This window comes from Streptomyces humi, assembly GCF_001005085.2.
GTDB classification, from domain to species: domain Bacteria; phylum Actinomycetota; class Actinomycetes; order Streptomycetales; family Streptomycetaceae; genus Streptomyces; species Streptomyces humi.
In genome coordinates this window covers 1-16,000 of the sequence record NZ_LBMU02000028.1, presented here as the reverse complement: position 1 = coordinate 16,000, position 16,000 = coordinate 1, and the positions used below count along the sequence as shown (strand labels likewise).

The 16,000-nt window shown below is 71.4% G+C and carries 12 protein-coding genes; 5 read left to right on the top strand and 7 right to left on the bottom strand.

What is annotated here, in order from left to right; genetic code table 11:
• From AAW13_RS13710 to AAW13_RS13690, 5 genes are all read right to left on the bottom strand, one after another.
• A partial coding sequence (locus AAW13_RS13710) for an MBL fold metallo-hydrolase (protein WP_143145005.1) occupies positions 1–265 on the bottom strand: 265 nt, incomplete at its 3' end.
• A 53-nt stretch (positions 266–318) separates the two neighbouring features.
• Positions 319–936 carry a DsbA family protein gene (locus AAW13_RS13705; protein ID WP_046733288.1) on the bottom strand — a complete coding sequence of 206 codons (618 nt, stop codon included), beginning with the start codon at positions 934–936 and terminating at the stop codon, positions 319–321.
• Between the two features lie 198 nt (positions 937–1,134).
• Positions 1,135–1,665: a MarR family winged helix-turn-helix transcriptional regulator gene (locus AAW13_RS13700; RefSeq protein WP_420855461.1), complete on the bottom strand. Its 531-nt coding sequence runs from the start codon at positions 1,663–1,665 to the stop codon at positions 1,135–1,137.
• Between the two features lie 135 nt (positions 1,666–1,800).
• Positions 1,801–2,337, bottom strand: coding sequence for a DinB family protein (locus tag AAW13_RS13695; RefSeq protein ID WP_052768724.1), 537 nt, complete (start codon positions 2,335–2,337; stop codon positions 1,801–1,803).
• A 104-nt stretch (positions 2,338–2,441) separates the two neighbouring features.
• Positions 2,442–3,293, bottom strand: coding sequence for a hypothetical protein (locus AAW13_RS13690; protein ID WP_079178807.1), 852 nt, complete (start codon positions 3,291–3,293; stop codon positions 2,442–2,444).
• 238 nt (positions 3,294–3,531) lie between these two features.
• Between AAW13_RS13690 and AAW13_RS13685 the strand changes: the two genes are divergently transcribed.
• A complete protein-coding gene (locus AAW13_RS13685; RefSeq protein WP_046733290.1) occupies positions 3,532–6,207 on the top strand; it encodes a helix-turn-helix transcriptional regulator in 2,676 nt (891 codons plus the stop codon).
• Here AAW13_RS13685 and AAW13_RS46745 read toward each other — a convergent pair.
• Complete coding sequence (locus AAW13_RS46745) at positions 6,132–6,461, bottom strand: MmyB family transcriptional regulator (RefSeq protein WP_046733291.1); 330 nt, start codon at positions 6,459–6,461, stop codon at positions 6,132–6,134. The two genes, AAW13_RS13685 and AAW13_RS46745, sit on opposite strands and share 76 nt — an antisense overlap.
• A 55-nt stretch (positions 6,462–6,516) precedes the next feature.
• Between AAW13_RS46745 and AAW13_RS46740 the strand changes: the two genes are divergently transcribed.
• A complete protein-coding gene (locus AAW13_RS46740; RefSeq protein WP_046733292.1) occupies positions 6,517–6,777 on the top strand; it encodes a Rossmann-fold NAD(P)-binding domain-containing protein in 261 nt (86 codons plus the stop codon).
• Positions 6,778–7,230: 453 nt separating this feature from the next.
• Here the strand turns inward: AAW13_RS46740 and lpdA (AAW13_RS13665) are convergent, their stop codons facing one another.
• Positions 7,231–8,631, bottom strand: a complete 1,401-nt coding sequence (gene lpdA / locus AAW13_RS13665; protein ID WP_046733293.1) for a dihydrolipoyl dehydrogenase — start codon at positions 8,629–8,631, stop codon at positions 7,231–7,233.
• Between the two features lie 254 nt (positions 8,632–8,885).
• Here lpdA (AAW13_RS13665) and lpdA (AAW13_RS13660) point away from each other — a divergent pair, with 254 nt between their 5' ends.
• The 3 genes from lpdA (AAW13_RS13660) to AAW13_RS13650 form a co-directional block, all read left to right on the top strand.
• Positions 8,886–10,274: a dihydrolipoyl dehydrogenase gene (lpdA, locus tag AAW13_RS13660; protein WP_420855460.1), complete on the top strand. Its 1,389-nt coding sequence runs from the start codon at positions 8,886–8,888 to the stop codon at positions 10,272–10,274.
• Between the two features lie 223 nt (positions 10,275–10,497).
• Positions 10,498–12,315: an acyl-CoA dehydrogenase gene (locus AAW13_RS13655; RefSeq protein WP_046733295.1), complete on the top strand. Its 1,818-nt coding sequence runs from the start codon at positions 10,498–10,500 to the stop codon at positions 12,313–12,315.
• A 66-nt stretch (positions 12,316–12,381) separates the two neighbouring features.
• A partial coding sequence (locus AAW13_RS13650; RefSeq protein WP_143145004.1) for a type I polyketide synthase occupies positions 12,382–16,000 on the top strand: 3,619 nt, incomplete at its 3' end.

Below are 16,000 nucleotides of genomic sequence, written 5' to 3'. Positions count from 1 at the left end.
GGGTGGCGACGAACCTCGCGTCGGGGAAGGCGTCGGCGATCACTTCGGCGCCGAAGTAGAAGTCGGGGTCGCCGTGGGAGACGAAGACGGTGGTGAGCGTCTTGCCGGAGTCGAGGATCTCGGCGGCCAGGCGGTGGCCGTCGGCGCGGGTGAACGCGGCGTCGACGAGGAGGGCGTCGGTCTCGCCGGTGACGAGGGTGGCGGTCTTGTTCTTGCTGCCGGCCGGGAAGTCGAGGTCGAGGACCTTGAAGGAGAGAGTGCTCACGGTGGCTCCTTGGCGGGTGCGGAGGGGGTGGTTCAAGGGAGGGTGGGGTGCGATCAGTGGCGGTGCGGAGCGGCGAGGCGGCGGTCGATCTCGTCGGGGGTGGCGCGGCCCTGGGCCACGACGCTGACGCGGTCGCCGTCGACGGCGAGCAGGGTGGGGAAGCCCTTGACGCCGGCTCCGGCGGCCCAGCCGAAGTCGGCCTCGGCGGCGGTCCGCGTGTCGGGGGAGTGGTAGGCGGTGACCACGGCGTCGGCGTCCAGCCCGGCCTCTTCGGCGACCTTGCGGTAGGTCGCCGGGTCGGACAGGCTCAGGCCGTCGACGTAGAAGGCGTCCTGGACAGCCGTGGCCAGCTGCGCCGCGCGGTCGGGGGCGGCCTGCCGCAGGGCGGCGACACCGCGGGCGGCGGCCTCGGAGTCCATCACGAACGAACCGTCGGCGATCAGCCGCTCGTACGCCGCGCCGAACTCCGCCCCGGTCAGCCCGGCGATGTCGGCGTTCGCGGCCTGCACGTAGCCGAACTCCCGGATGGGCACCCGGCGTGACCCGGTGAACAGGCCACCGGAGACCACCTCGACCGGCAGTTCGGGGTGGCGGGCGACGACCTCGCGCAGAGTTCCGGAGAATCCGTGCGACCAGCCGCAGTAGGCGTCGAAGACGTAGACCAGCTTCATCGGAGAACCTCGGCAAGGGGTGAGGGGCCCGCCTGGTGCGAGCAGTTCGCCTGATGAAACAGTAACTGACGCGTCAGATATTTCGACGGCGGTGTGACATCGGTCACGCCAACGATTGCTCCGGGAGTCGGGCCGTCGGGTAGTCCGGGGGGGCGGGCCCCAGAGCAGCCCGAGAGTCGGGGGATCCAGGGGCGGGCCTCAGGGCAGCCGGGGCAGCATGTCCCGGGCCGAGTGGCTCAGGATGCGCAGGTCCTCGGCGAACCGCGCCCGGTCCTCGACGGGCAGCGGATCCAGGAAACAGCGGCGGATGTTCTCCGCGTGCAGTCGCGCTGCCCGCACACTCGTCTCCGCGCCCGACTCGGTGAGGGACACCAGCTTCCCGCGCCGGTCGTCGGGATCCTCGACGCGCTCGACCAGCCCGGCCGCCTCCATCCGGTCCACCAGGCGGGTCGCGCCGCCCGTCGTCAGCACCTGCTCCTGGGCGATGGCACGCATGGACAGCCCGGCGCCGCCCGCCCGGCCCAGAATGAGCAGCACCTCGAACATGAGGTGCGTGATGCCGCACTTCCGCTCCAGATCCCGGCCCAGGATGTACGCGAGCCGGTTCGCCGCACCCTGCAACCTCCCGAACGCCAGCACCAGCGGGTCGTTCGCGGCCTCCGCCGGTGACGTGATCTCCGTCCGCTCGTCCACGTCCCCACCGCCTGTCAGGTCTTCCACGGCATCCATGCCCTGATCATGCCGTGTCCGCGCGCGGACGAGGAGGGAAGGGGGCATGCCGGCTGGGCCGTCCGTGGGAAGCGCGCCTCGGCGCAGGCGCAGGCGCAGGCGTAGGTGCCGGTGCCTGAGCCGCCGGTGCCGGGGTCACTCTCCGACGGCACCGTCGACGGCTTCGCGGAGCAGGTCCGCGTGGCCGACGTGACGGGCGTACTCCTCGACCACGTGCTCCAGGACGAACCGGACGTCGGTGTCGCCGAATTCCGGGTTCGGGACGAGGCGTGCGGGATCGGCGGTCACCCGTGCGAACAGCCGCCGCGACTCCTCGCACGCCTCCAGGTAGTCCTCGTAGACCTCCCTGGCCGGCGTCGGGTCCGACTCGTCGTACCAGTCGTCGCCGGCGGCGGTGACGTAGGTCCGGTACGGGAAGAAGCGAGGGGGCGTGGCCGCCAGTGTCCGCTGGAACCAGGCCCGCTCGACCCCCTGGAGGTGGCGCATGAGCCCCAGCAAGGTCAACGCCGACGAGCGCAGGGGCCGTTGCCGCAGCCGCGCCTCGGACAGGCCCTCGCACTTCCACAGGAAGGTCGCGCGGTGGTAGTCGAGGTTCGAGGCGATCACCTCCAGCCACGGGCCCGACAGCACGCGCTGCGGCCGGATGATCTTCTGAACCACGATGTCGTCCACGCCGGGGTCTCCTCGCTCCTCGACAGCCTCGGCCGCTTGGGAAGACCCCCGCACTGGTCAGAACTCATCGCCCGCTCAGGGGCCGCCCGTCGCTCGGACCGCGGCTACTTGACGTCGACGTAGTCGCCCGTGGCGGCCGAGGCGCCGGTGGTGGTGTTCGTGGCGAAGGAGAAGCGGTAGTACCCGTCGGCCGTTGCCTTGGTGGTGGTCTTGAGCGAGCCACCGGTGCCGGTCGTGACCTTCTTGAGGGTGGTGTAGGTGGTGCTGCCCTTCTTGCGGTACTGGAGCAGTACGCTCTGCCCGGCGTAGCCGGTGTAGGTGCCGCTGTTCCAGTCGGCACGCTTCAGGCTGCCCGTGACCGTGATGGTTCTGCCCTTCTTCACCGGCTCCGGGGTGGCGTTCGCGGTCAGCTTGGACGTCTTCTTGATCCGGGTGGTGGCGACGTCGTCGTTGTAACTGGCGTCGGCGTAGAGGTCGTATCCGCCGAGGAACAGCTTCCAGGTCCCCGCGGCACCGTTGTTCTTCAGGTCGGACGCGGCGTTGATGTGGAAGACGGCCTTGCAGGAGTACACGCCGGTCTGGGTGGTCGACTCGGTGCAGTCGGGATCGTCGTCGGTTCCCAGGGAGCCGCTGATCGTGTCCTCGCTCGAACTGTCCGTGCCCTGCCAGAGGAAGGCCTCGGTGAGGGCGACCCCGCTCGAACTGGTCGCCGTGTACGTCACGGTGACCGACTGCCTGGTGGTGGTGCCCAGCACGATGTCCTTGCCGCCGTTGATGACCGCCTTGGAGAACTTCATGCTGCCCAGCGAGGTGTCGGGGTGGGCGGAGCGGGTGACGAAGGCGCCGAGGCCTGCCGTCGCCCCCGGACGCGCGGCCGCCTGGGCGGCGGCCGGAAGGCCGAGCACGGACAGGGCGACGGCACCGGGCAGGGCGGCCGACATGACACGTATACGCATGTGAATCCCCGTGGAGTCGTGAGCAGGCTGCCCGGAGGTCTCCGGGCAGGTGGGCCGGGCGCGTGACGCACGGGCCTCATGCGCACCGTATGCCGCACGGCCCCGGGCCCGGCATCCGTGAAACCACGTAACCGAGAGATTCGCGGACAGGCTTCGTGCGGGCCTGGTCACCGCCGTCCCCGTGCGGGCCTGGTCACCGCCGTCCCCGCCTGCCGGTTTGCCCGACTACGCTTCGGTCATGGCTGATGATCCGCAGTACGGCGGTCTGTCCGCGTCCGACGTGGAGGCGTCCGCGTTCGTGGGACGCACCGCCGAGACCGGCGAACTCCTCGTGGCGCTGAAGGAGTTGCGGGCCGGTTCCGGGCGGGTCGTCGCGGTGACCGGTGAACCCGGCATCGGCAAGACCACCCTCCTGACCGCTGTCGCGGCCCGCGCCCGAGCCGACGGAATCCCCGTCGTGCCCGTGGCGGCGGTCGCCGAGGCCGAGCCCCGTCCGGACGCGCCCCTGGTCGTCGTCGTGGACGACCTGCATGCGCTGTCGGAGGAACGGATCGTCCGCGCGGAGCGGGCCATGCGGTCCGCCGCCACCACCCCGACGCTCTGCCTCCTCGGCTATCGTCCCCGCCAACTTCCCGCGAAATATGCCGAGTTGCTGGCGCGTGCGATGCCGGCCGGTCCGCACTCCGCTGTGCCCCTCGGCCCGCTCACCCGCCAGGAGGCGGCGGAACTGCTGGGCGATCACCCGCATTCGGACACCCTCTACGACGACGCCCTGGGCAATCCGCTGTATCTCAAGGCGCTGGGGGCGCGGGGACCGGCACACGAGCAGGCCGTGACAGCGATCCTGGGCGAACTGGCCGGACTCGACGAGCACGCGCTCATCGCCATCCGTGCCGCGGCCGTCCTCGGTGGCCCGTTCCAGCCGGAGTTGCTGGCGGCGGTGGCGGACCTCGGCATGCCGTCGACCCTCCGCGCGCTGGACGAGCTGACCCGGCTCGATCTCGTCCGCCCGGCCGAGCGCGCGTCGCACCTCGCCCTCAGACACCGCGCTCTGAGCGAGGTCGTGTACGAGCGGGTGCCGCCGAGCCTGCGTCACGGCATGCACCGGCGGGCCGAGACCGAACTGACCCGACGCACCGCGCCCGTCACCCAGCGCGCCCGGCATGTCGCCCAGGTCGCCGACCCGGGCCGGCCGGACCACGTCACCACGCTCATCAGCGCCGCCCGGAGCGAGCTGTACGACTCCCCGTCGGCGGCCGTCGAGCATCTGGAGGCCGCCGTCACTCTGCTGTCCGACGGGGCGGAACACTGGTACGAGGCGCATGTCCTGCTGGCCCGGGCCCGGATGCTGAGCGGCAAGGCGGCCGACGCCCGCGCCCTGCTGGACACGCTGCGGTCCGCCATCACCGGCTCGGACGAAGCGGCCGCACTCGCCGACTCGAGCCGGCTGGAACGCCACCGCGGCCGGCACACGGAGGCGGGAGCCATGGCCCGGGCCGGGCTGGCCGCCCTGACCGAGCACAACGGCGCCACCGCCGCCGCCCTGCACGTCGAACTGGCCGACCACGCCTACACGGTGCGGGACCACCAGTCGTCCCGGCACCACGCCGAGACGGCCGCCGCGCTGGCCCGTGGCCACCGCGACCAGGTCGGCGAGTCCCACGCCCTGGCACAGGCGGCCCTCGCCTCCCTGTTCCTCGGCGACCAGCACACGGCGGGTCGGCAGGCCACGACCGCCGCCGAGCTCGTCGACGCGGCCGGTGATCTGCTGCTCTCCACGAACCTGGACGCGCTGCTGCAACTGGGCATGACCGAAGGGATGCTGGAACGACTCGACGACGCCGAACGCCATCTGGAGCGGGCCGCCGCGCTGTGCGGGCGCACCGGCCAGGTCTACATCGAACCCGACATCCTCACGGTGCTCTCCAACACCCAGCTGCGGTCCGGGCGGCTGCGCGCCGCACTGGCCACACTCGACCGTGCCGACGCGATCCTGGCGGGCGACGGTGCCCCGGTGACGGCGGCGATCATCGCGATGGTCCGGGCGGAGACACTGTTCTGGCAGGGCGGAACGCGCGACCGGCGCGACCAGGAGGCCTGGCGGGCGTCGGCCGACCGGGCGTTGGAGATCGTGGCCGGTTCGCAGGCCGCCTGGGCCATCTCCGTTCGCTGCTTCCACGCCGAACTGGCCCTGCACGCGGGCGGATCGGACCCGGCCCACGCCCGCTGGCTGCTGCTGGACGCGGCGGGGGGCGATGAACTCACCCGGGTGGCGGGCTGGCGCAAGCCCCGCTGGTGCGACGCGCTGGCCGGAGCGGCCGCCGCCGTGTCGGATCCGGCCGCCACCGCGCACTGGGCGGAGCTGGCCGAGTCCTGCGCCGGGCAGCTCCCGTCGGCCGGCCGACGGGCGTTCGCGCAGCGGGCACGGATGTGGGACCACGCCGTACGGGGGGACGTCGACAGTGCCCTGCGCAGCGCGCGGGAGGCCGTCGAGGGATTCGCCGCCGGCGAGGAACGCATCGAGCTCTGCCGCACCTTGCTGGCCGCGGCCGGGGTCGCGCTCGGCGCGGGACACACCCAGGACGTGGCCGACTGGCTCGACCGGGCCGAGGCGCTGGCGGGCCGGTGCGGCTCGGCACGGCTCGCCGACGCGGTCACGAGCCGGCGCCAGGAACTCGAGAACCGGTCCCGGCCGCCGGCGCCACAGGGGCCCTGGGCCCTGTTGTCGGGCCGGGAACGGGAGATAGCCCGCCTGGTCAGCAAGGGGATGACGAACCACCGGGTGGCGGAGGCGCTGTTCCTCAGTGTGCGTACGGTGGAGACCCACCTGGGACAGATCTACCGGAAGCTCGGTGTCGCGAACCGGGCGAGCCTCACCCATGTCCTCCTGACCCACGGCGGACAGCACCCCTGACTGCCCCGGGGTGCCTGAGGACACGTGGACGGAGCGCGGCCGGCGCCGTCGTTCTGGTGTGCGGTGCCGGTGGCGGTCCAGCCGGCCAGCAGCTGGAGGCGGTCCGCGTCGGGGGTGCCCGGCTGGGCGGTGTAGATGGTCGGGGAGTGCGCCTCCAGGGCGGAGACCGGAAGGTCCAGCGGCCGGTAGGCGAGTTCCGGGGCGCCGACGGCGGGGTGGTGGAAGCGCTTGACGCCGCCGTGGTGGACGCGCACGTCGTGGGTGCCTCACAGCGCGCGGAACTCGCCGCTCACGGTTGACAGTTCGCCGATGAGCTCGCGCGGCCCCGGTCGTCTCCAGCCGGGTGTACCGCGACCGGGGACCCCGGCGGGACTCAGGGCTGGTGCAGCTGACTCCGGCCAGGACGGCGTCCAGGTCCGGCTGGCCACCCAGGACGACATCACGCCGTCCACCGGCGGTTACTGGTACCACCAGCGCACCCGGGACCCCCATCCCGCCGCCCGCGATCCCGGGTTCCAGGACCGGCTCCTGCACGCCCTGGCGGAACGCACGGGAGTGCGGCTCGACTGACCGGGACGCGGCCCGCCGGCCGGGGGTCAGCGCCCCTTCCCTGCTTCGGGTGAGGTGGCACCGGGGCGGGGATCGCCACGATGTTCCGCTGCGGCGGCGATGATGCGCTCCCGATTGCGCTCCGCATCGCTGCGCAGGGGCGGTGCGGCGGAGTCGGCAGCACCGTCCGTACCGCCGGTGTGCTGGTCACGAGGGTTCATGCCGACCACCCCAAGAAACTGGTAAGGGCTATCCGGTTCGCGTGTGGGCATCGACTCCACCACCTTGCCCCCCCGAGCGCGACTGAACCGGCGCGCGTGCGGCACGGGACGGACTTCCAGTGGGCAACGGCGTGGCGGTGGGCTCGCCGGGCGGAGCTGATTGCCGCGGCGCGTCGCGGCAATCAGCTCGACATCGTGCACCGGCTCAGGCGTGCCAGGAGACGGGGCCCGACGAGCCGGCGAGTCGGCCCGGCTACATGTTGATCATGTGGCCGGCCAGACCGTGGACGGCCTCCTTGACCGCCTCGCCGAGCGTGGGATGCGCGTGGACGTTGCGGGCGACCTCATGGACGGTCAGGTCCCACTGCTGGGCCAGCGTCAGCTCCGGGAGGAGTTCGGTGACCTCGGGCCCGATCAGATGGGCACCGAGCAGCTCCCCGTGGGTGCCGTCGCTGATGATCTTCACGAAGCCGACCGGGTGCCCCAGGCCGTGCGCCTTGCCGTTGGCGGTGAAGGGGAACCTGGCCACGCGTACGTCGAATCCCCGCTCGCGTGCCTGGGCCTCCGTCCAGCCGAAACTGGCCACCTGCGGCTGGCAGTAGGTGGCCCGCGGAATCATGGTGTAGTCCAGCTCCATGGTCTCCACGTCGGCGATGGTCTCGGCGGCCACGATGCCCATGGACTCGGCGGCGTGCGCCAGCATCAGCTTGGCGGTGACATCCCCGATCGCGAAGATGTGCGGCACGCTGGTGCGACAGCGTCCGTCGACCTCGATGGCGCCGCGCCCGCCGAGGCGGACTCCGGTGTTCTCCAGGCCGTAGCCCTGGACGTTCGGGGCGAAGCCGATGGCCTGGAGCACCTTGTCGGTCTCCAGGGTCCGGCGCTCGCCGTCCTTGGCGACGGTCACGCGGACGCGCGGCCCCGAGTCGTCGATGGTCTCGACGGCGGTGCCGGTGAGCACCTCGATACCGAGCTTGCGGTAGTGCTTCGCGAGTTCCTTGGAGATCTCCTCGTCCTCCAGCGGAACCATGCGGTCGAGGAACTCGACGATGGTGACGTCCACGCCGTAACTGCGCAGCACGTAGGCGAACTCCACACCGATGGCGCCGGCGCCGGCGATCACGATGCTGTCCGGCAGCGTCTCACTGAGGATCTGGCTCTCGTAGGTGACCACGCGCTCCGACAGAGCGGTGCCGGGGAGCAGCCGTGGAGTGGCGCCGGCCGCGATGATGCAATGGCCGAAAGTCACCGTTTCGGTGCGGCCTTCCGGGTCGGTCACCGTCAGGCTGTGGTCATCGGTGAAGGCACCCCGCCCCTCGAACTGGGTGATGGCGTTCTTCTTCATCAGGTAGTGAACGCCCTTGACCCGGCCGTCGGCGACCTTGCGGCTGCGTTGGTGGGCGGCCCCGTAATCCACGGACACATCACCGCCCACGGTGATTCCGTACGCCTTGGCTTCGTTCGTGACGAACTGCACCATCTCGGCATTGCGCAAAAGGGCCTTGGAGGGAATACAGCCCACGTTGAGGCAGACGCCTCCCCAGTACCGCTCCTCGATCACCGCGGTGGCGAGACCGAGTTGCGCGCTGCGGACCGCGGCCGTGTAACCGCCGGGTCCCGCTCCTAGAACGACTACATCGAAATGTTGGCTCACAAAGCACTGATCCTCGTCCAACCGGCGCTCACCACGCAACCCGGCCGAACCGACCCTGAACGGCCCGTAATTGGAGTTCAGAGGCGGCCAACAGCCTTTGATTTCCGCAAAGTGATGTTGGACACGCTCGTTCATGAGGCAACCAGTCCGATGGCGTGATACACATTGTTTGGCTGTGACGGAATGTCTACACCTTGTGGCTCAAAAAGTTACGAGTGGTAGCGAAGCGGCAAGCTAAAGGGGGAACGGGGAGCGTGCTCAAGGGCGCGGAAAAAGTTTACGATTTAATGGTATTGGGAGGCGGGTCGAGCGGGTACGCTGCCGCTCTTCGCGCCGCAGGCCTGGGCCTTTCGGTGGTACTGATCGAGAAGGCCGAGGTGGGAGGCACCTGCCTGCACCGCGGCTGCATTCCGACCAAGGCTCTGTTACACGCGGGCTCGGTGGCCGATTCGGCCCGCGAAGGGGCGAATTTCGGTATCCGCTCCACGTTCGACGGTATGAACATGCCCGGCGTGACCGCCTACAAGGACGGCGTGGTCGGCCGGCTCTACCAAGGACTCCAAAGCACCCTGAAAGCGCGGGGAGTCCACATCGTGGCCGGCGAGGGAAGACTGCGCTCACCCCATGAGATCGCCGTCGGCCAGGCCGTCTACAGTGGCCGCCACATCCTGCTGGCCACGGGCTCGGCCCCCGCTTCACCACCCGGTCTGGTCATCGACGGTGACCGGATCCTCTCCAGCGAGCAGGCACTGCGGCTCGACCGCGTCCCCGATTCGGTCGTGGTCCTGGGCGGCGGAGTCATCGGCTGCGAGTTCGCCTCGCTCTGGAAGTCGTTCGGCGCCGAAGTCACCGTCATCGAAGCACTGCCGCACCTCGTCCCCACGGAGGACGAGGACTCCTCGAAGCTGCTCGAACGAGCCTTCCGCCGACGCGGCATCACCGTTCAGCTGAACAGCCGCCTCGCGCAAGCCGCGTACACCGCCTCCGGTGTCCGCGTCACCACGGAAAGCGGCACCCACGTCGACGCCGAGCTGCTGCTGGTGGCCGTGGGACGACGGCCGGTCTCGGCCGGTCTCGGCTACGAGGACGCCGGTGTGGAGCTCGACCGCGGCTACGTGAAGGTCGACGCGTACTGCCGGTCCTCGGTGCCTTCCGTCTCCGCTGCCGGTGACCTCATCGCGACCCCGCAACTGGCACACGCCGGCTTCGCCGAGGGCATCCTGGTCGCTGAGCGACTGGCGGGCCTCGACCCGGTACCGATCGACTACGACGGCGTACCACGGGTCACCTACTCCCAGCCGGAGGTCGCCTCGGTGGGCCTCACCGAGGCGCTCGCGAAGGAGCGGTACGGCGCCGACCAGGTCGTCACACTGCGCCAGAGCCTGGTCAGCAACGGCAAGAGCAAGATCTTGAAAGCTCCCGGGGAGATCAAGCTCGTCCGGCGGAAGGACGGCCCGGTGCTCGGCGTCCATCTGGTCGGCGAGCGGGTCGGCGAACTGATCGGTGAGGCCCAACTGATCGTCAACTGGGACGCGCTGCCCGAAGAGGTGGCTCCGCTGATCCACGCGCACCCCACCCAGAGCGAGATCCTGGGCGAGGCCCATCTGGCCCTCACCGGGAAGCCCCTGCACGCGCACGACTGATCCAGTCCAGGGGACGGAGCCGTGTCACACCGTCCCGCCCGGCCAACCACCAGCTCACCGCTCGATCACAGCTCCCTGCCCCGCAGCGCGCTGTGAGGCCCGCGCACGTTCACACGGTCGCCGTCGCCCTGACCGCGGTCCGCCGTGCGCGCGGTGACGCGTTCCCACGCGCCCGCGGCCCCTTCACACGACGAAGACGAAAACACGACGGGGGATCAACACGATGGAACCTGGCACCTCACTACGCGACGCCCTGTCCTCCCTGGTGCACGGCGACTCCTACCGGGAGACACTGCCCCGGCTGGCGGAGATCTTCTCGCCGGACCTCTTCGCCAGGCCGTCGGGACTGGCGGACCAGGACCGCCACACGCTCACCTACCAGCGGCTGCGGCACATCAACGACCGGCTGGAGACCGGCACACCCCTCCTCCAGCAGCGGGACCTGCTCTTCCCACTGCTGGAATGGGTCGCCCTCGCCGACCCGTCCCTCTTCTACGCCTTCTTCCTGCACCACTGCACCACCGTCGGTGCGATCCTGGAGTTCGGCGCGGGCCGGGACGACCTCGACGACGTCCTGGGACAGCTGGCCGCCACCGACGTGGTGGGCGCGCTCCTGATGACCGAACTGGGCCACGGCAACAGCAACGCCGCCGTTCGCACCGAAGCCGTCTTCGACCCGGACACCCGCGAGTTCGTCCTCACCACACCCGGGCCGGCGGCCGTCAAGTACCCGCCGAGCGTGGGATGTCCGGGCATCCCCCGGATCGGCATCGTCACCGCCAAGCTCGTCGTCGCCGGGCAGGACCGCGGACTGTTCTGCTTCGTGGTACCGCTCAGGGACACCGCCGGACCCTGCCCGGGCGTGGTGATCGAACCGCAGGACTCGGCGGCCGTCCTCCCCCTCGACTGGGCGACCGTCTCCTTCCAGGGCGTCCGCGTCCCCTACCGCCACTGGCTGCGGGACTCCGCCTCGATCGCGTCGGACGGCACCTTCACCGACACCCTGAGCACTCCCGCGATGCGCTCACGGCAGGCGTCCCGGCTCATCCGGTACGTGTGGGAGGTGGCCACCGTCGGACTCGCCGCCGTCACCAGGGCCAGCGCCGCCGTCGCCGTCCGGCACGCCCACGAGCGGTACACCAACGGCACCTTCGCCGGCTTCGCCGACCCCATGCCGGTGATCCGCTACCGCAACCAGCAGCGCACCCTGTTCGGCGCCCTGTCCGCCGCCTACGTCGCCGCGATGGCGGCCAAGTCGGTCTCCGGCCCCGAACCGGTCGGGCGCAGCGCCGGCGAGATCCGCACCCTCTTCACCCTGAAGGCAGTGATCGACCAGCTCGCCGAGCGGGTCACCGCGGCCTCCCGCGCCGCCTCCGGCGTCCTCGGCTTCAGCCCGCAGAACCGCTTCCTGGACTACCAGGGCCTGGCCCACGCCTTCAACGCCGCCGGACTGAGCACCCAGGTCCTCTATCTCAACGCCGCCTGGACCATGGCCCTCGGCCTGGACTACCAGCCGCCCGCCGACGAACCCCCCGCGCCGCAGGAACGCGACCTGCGCGACCCGGCGCTGTGGCGGGCGCTGACGGGAACCCGGGAACGACGACTGCACGAACGTCTGGTGGCCGGCCTCGGTGCCGCCCGGGCCGCCGGACTCGGCGAGTTCGAGGTCTGGAACGACCGCTTCGAACTGGCCGAGCAGACGGCCGAGGCGCACGCCCTGCGCCTCCTGGTGGACCTCGTCCGCGAGCAGACCGAAGCGCTGCCCGACGACGCCCGCCGCATCGCCCGTGACGTGTGTGCCCTGCACCTGCTCGGCGAGATCTCCGCGCACAGCGGCTGGTACCTCGCCGAAGGCCTGCTCACCGCCGACGAGGTCCACGCCCTGCCCGAGCTGCTCAACCAGCTCTGCCAGGACATCGCCCCGCATGCCGTGGACCTCGCCGACGCCCTGGACGTGCCCTACGACCTGGTGGGCGCCCCGATCGTGCGCGCCGACTACGCGACCGCCTTCACCAAGGCCACGTTCCCCGACCCCGCGTAGCCGCGCCCGCCTCCCCCCGGACTTCTCCCCTCTCGCGCCTGCCCTGCTCGGAAGGTTTGCAGCACTATGCGTGACTCGTCCCACACCCATGCCCGGATCACGTCCACATCCCCCACCGAGGCCGTCGCCGTCGTGGGCATGGCCTGCCGGCTGCCCCTCGCCTCCGGTCCCGACGCGTTCGCCCGACTCCTGCGCGACGGTGTCGACGCGATCAGAGAGGTCCCCGCCGACCGCTGGAACGCGCGCGAGTACAGCGGCCAGGAGACGGAGGGACCCGGCCGGGCGGGAGCGCGGTGGGGCGGCTTCCTCGACGAGGCCGACCGGTTCGACGCCGCCTTCTTCGGCATCTCGCCGCGGGAGGCCGTGGCGATGGACCCGCAGCAGCGACTCGCCCTGGAACTCGGCTGGGAGGCGCTGGAGGACGCCGGCATCCTGCCGGACACACTGCGCGGCACCGCCGCCGGCATCTTCGTCGGCGCGATCTGGGACGACTACGCGACGCTGGCCCACCGCCGGGGCGTCGCGGGCATCACCCAGCACACGATGACCGGCCTCCAGCGTGGCATCATCGCCAACCGCCTGTCGTACGTGCTCGGCCTGCGCGGCCCCAGCCTCACCGTGGACAGCGGCCAGTCGTCCTCCCTCACCGCCGTCCACCTGGCCTGCGAGAGCCTGCGCAGCGGCGAGTCCAGCGTCGCCCTCGCCGGTGGCGTCAACCTCGACCTCGTCCCCGAAAGCGCGCTCAGCGTCGCGGAGTTCGGCGCCCTGTCCCCGGACGGCCGGTGCTTCACCTTCGACGGCCGGGCCAACGGCATCGTGCGCGGCGAGGGCGGCGGTCTCGTCGTGCTCAAGCGCCTGTCCGACGCGGTGGCCGACGGCGACCGCGTCCACTGCGTCATCCGCGGCAGCGCGATCAACAACGACGGCGGGGGCGACAGCCTCACCACCCCCAGCCGGGAGGCCCAGGCGGAACTCCTGCGCCGCGCCTACGAGAACGCCGGTGTGCGCCCCTCCGACGTCCAGTACGTCGAACTGCACGGCACCGGAACCCGGGTCGGCGACCCGATCGAGGCCGCCGCGCTCGGCGAGGTGCTCGGCTCGGCGCGACCCGACAGCGACCCCCTGCACGTCGGATCGGTCAAGACCAACATCGGCCACCTGGAGGGCGCCGCCGGCATCGCGGGCCTGATCAAGGCCGTACTGGCACTCGCACACCGGGAACTCCCGCCGAGCCTGCACTTCCGCACACCCAACCCGGCGATCCCGCTGACGGAGCTGCGCCTGCGGGTACGCACGGAGAACGGGCCCTGGCCGAACGCCGACCGCCCACTGATCGCCGGCGTCAGCTCCTTCGGCGTCGGCGGCACCAACTGCCACGTCGTCCTCGAGGACTGGCCCGCCGACGCGGACACCGCCACGGACACCGACGCGGACCGCCCGGACCCGGCCCTGTCCGGCCCCGTGCCGTGGACGGTCTCCGCCCGGACCGAGGGCGCGCTGCGCGCCCAGGCCGAGGCGCTGCTCGCCCGCCCGGCCGACGAGACGTCCCCCGCCGACATCGGCCACTCGCTGGCCACGACCCGTACCGCCTTCCCGCACCGGGCCGTGATCCTGGGCCACGACACCGACGACTTCCGCACCCGCCTCGAGGCCCTGGCGGCCGGCCGTCCCGCCGCTGGCCTCGTCCAGGGCAACGCCTCCCGCACCGCGGGCCGCCCGGTCTTCGTCTTCCCCGGACAGGGATCGCAGTGGGCCGGCATGGCCGTCGGCCTCATGGACACCTCACCCGTCTTCGCCGAGCACATCCAGCGCTGCGAACAGGCACTCGCCTCACATGTGCCCTGGTCGCTCACACATGTGCTGCGCGGCGGCAGCGAGACCGACCCGGAACTGTCCCTCGACCGCCTCGACGTGGTCCACCCGGTCCTGTTCGCGGTGATGGTGTCGCTCGCCGCACTGTGGCGCTCGTACGGCGTCGAACCGGGCGCCGTGGTCGGCCACTCGCAGGGCGAGATCGCCGCGGCGCACGTCGCCGGCGCGCTCTCACTGGAGGAGGCGGCACGCGTGGTCGCCCTGCGCAGCCAGGCGTTCGCCCTGCTCGCCGGGACCGGCGGCATGGCCTCGGTCGCCCTGCCCGCCGCCGAGGTGGCACAACTGCTCACGCCGTGGGCGGACCAGCTGTCCATCGCGGCCGTCAACGGCCCGCGGGCCGTCACCGTCTCCGGTGACGTGCCGGCCCTCCACGAGCTGATCGCCCGCTGCGAGAGCCAGGACATCCGCGTCCGCCTGCTGCCCATCGACTGCGCCGGCCACTCCGCGCACGTCGAGCGGATCCGTGAGCCGCTGCTGGACCTGATCGGCACCGTGACCCCCACGTCCGCGACGGTGCCGTTCTACTCCACCGTCGAGGGCCGCTGGCTCGACACCGCCGAACTCGACGCCGAGTACTGGTACCGCAACTCCCGGCGCACGGTCGGCTTCGAGCCCGCCGTACGAGCACTCGCGCTGGCGGGCCACACGTCGTTCATCGAGGTCAGCCCGCATCCCATCCTCGCCACCGGCATCCAGGAGACCGTCGAGGACACCGTCGGCCAGGCAGTCGTGGTGGGCTCCCTGCGACGCGGCGAGGGCGGACCCGACCGGATGCTCACCGCACTGGCCGAGGCATCGGTCCAGGGAGTGGCAGTCGACTGGTCCGCGGCCTTCACGGGCACCGGAGCCAAGCGCGTCGACCTGCCCACCTACGCCTTCCAGCGCCGCCGATTCTGGCTCGACGCACCGGACGCCCGCACGGCACCGGCCCTGCCCGCCGCCGTCGCGGAGGACGACGACCCCGGTACGGAGGAAGAGCTCAGCCTGCGCGACCAGTGGGCCGGCCTGACCGAGAGCGCGAGCCAGGACGCGGCGCTGGACCTGGTCCGCACCCACGTCGGCATCGTGCTCGGCGCGACCGACACCGACGACGTCCAGATCGAGGCCTCCCTCCGTGAGCTGGGCTTCGACTCGATGATGGCGGTGGAGCTGCGGAACCGGCTGAACGCGGTGACGGGGCTGCGGCTGCCGAGCACGGTCGTGTTCGACCATCCGACCGCCGGTGACCTGGCCCGGTTCGTACGCGCGGAACTCCTCGGCGTACCCCAGGACTCGACGGACGAGAGCGCGCCCGCGCCGGTGGCCCTCGACGCTGCGGCGGCTGCCGAGCCGGTCGCGATCGTGGGCATCGGCTGCCGTTTCCCCGGCGGTGTGCGCTCACCGGAGGACCTGTGGCAGCTGGTGTTCTCGGAGACGGACGCGGTCTCCGGCTTCCCGGTCGACCGTGGCTGGGACCTGGAGACACTGTTCGATCCGGATCCGGACGCGGTGGGGAAGTCGTACGCCCGGTCGGGTGGGTTCCTGTATGACGCGGCGGAGTTCGATGCGGAGTTCTTCGGGATTTCGCCGCGTGAGGCGTTGGCGATGGATCCGCAGCAGCGGTTGTTGTTGGAGACGTCGTGGGAGGCGATGGAGCGGGCGGGGATCGATCCGGTGTCCCTGCGCGGCAGCCGCACCGGCGTCTACATGGGCTCCATGGTCCAGGAATACGGACCCCGCCTCGCCGACGCGAGCCCCGAGACAGAGGGCTACCTGCTGACCGGCACCCACGGCAGCGTCACCGCGGGTCGGTTGTCGTACACGTTCGGTCTGG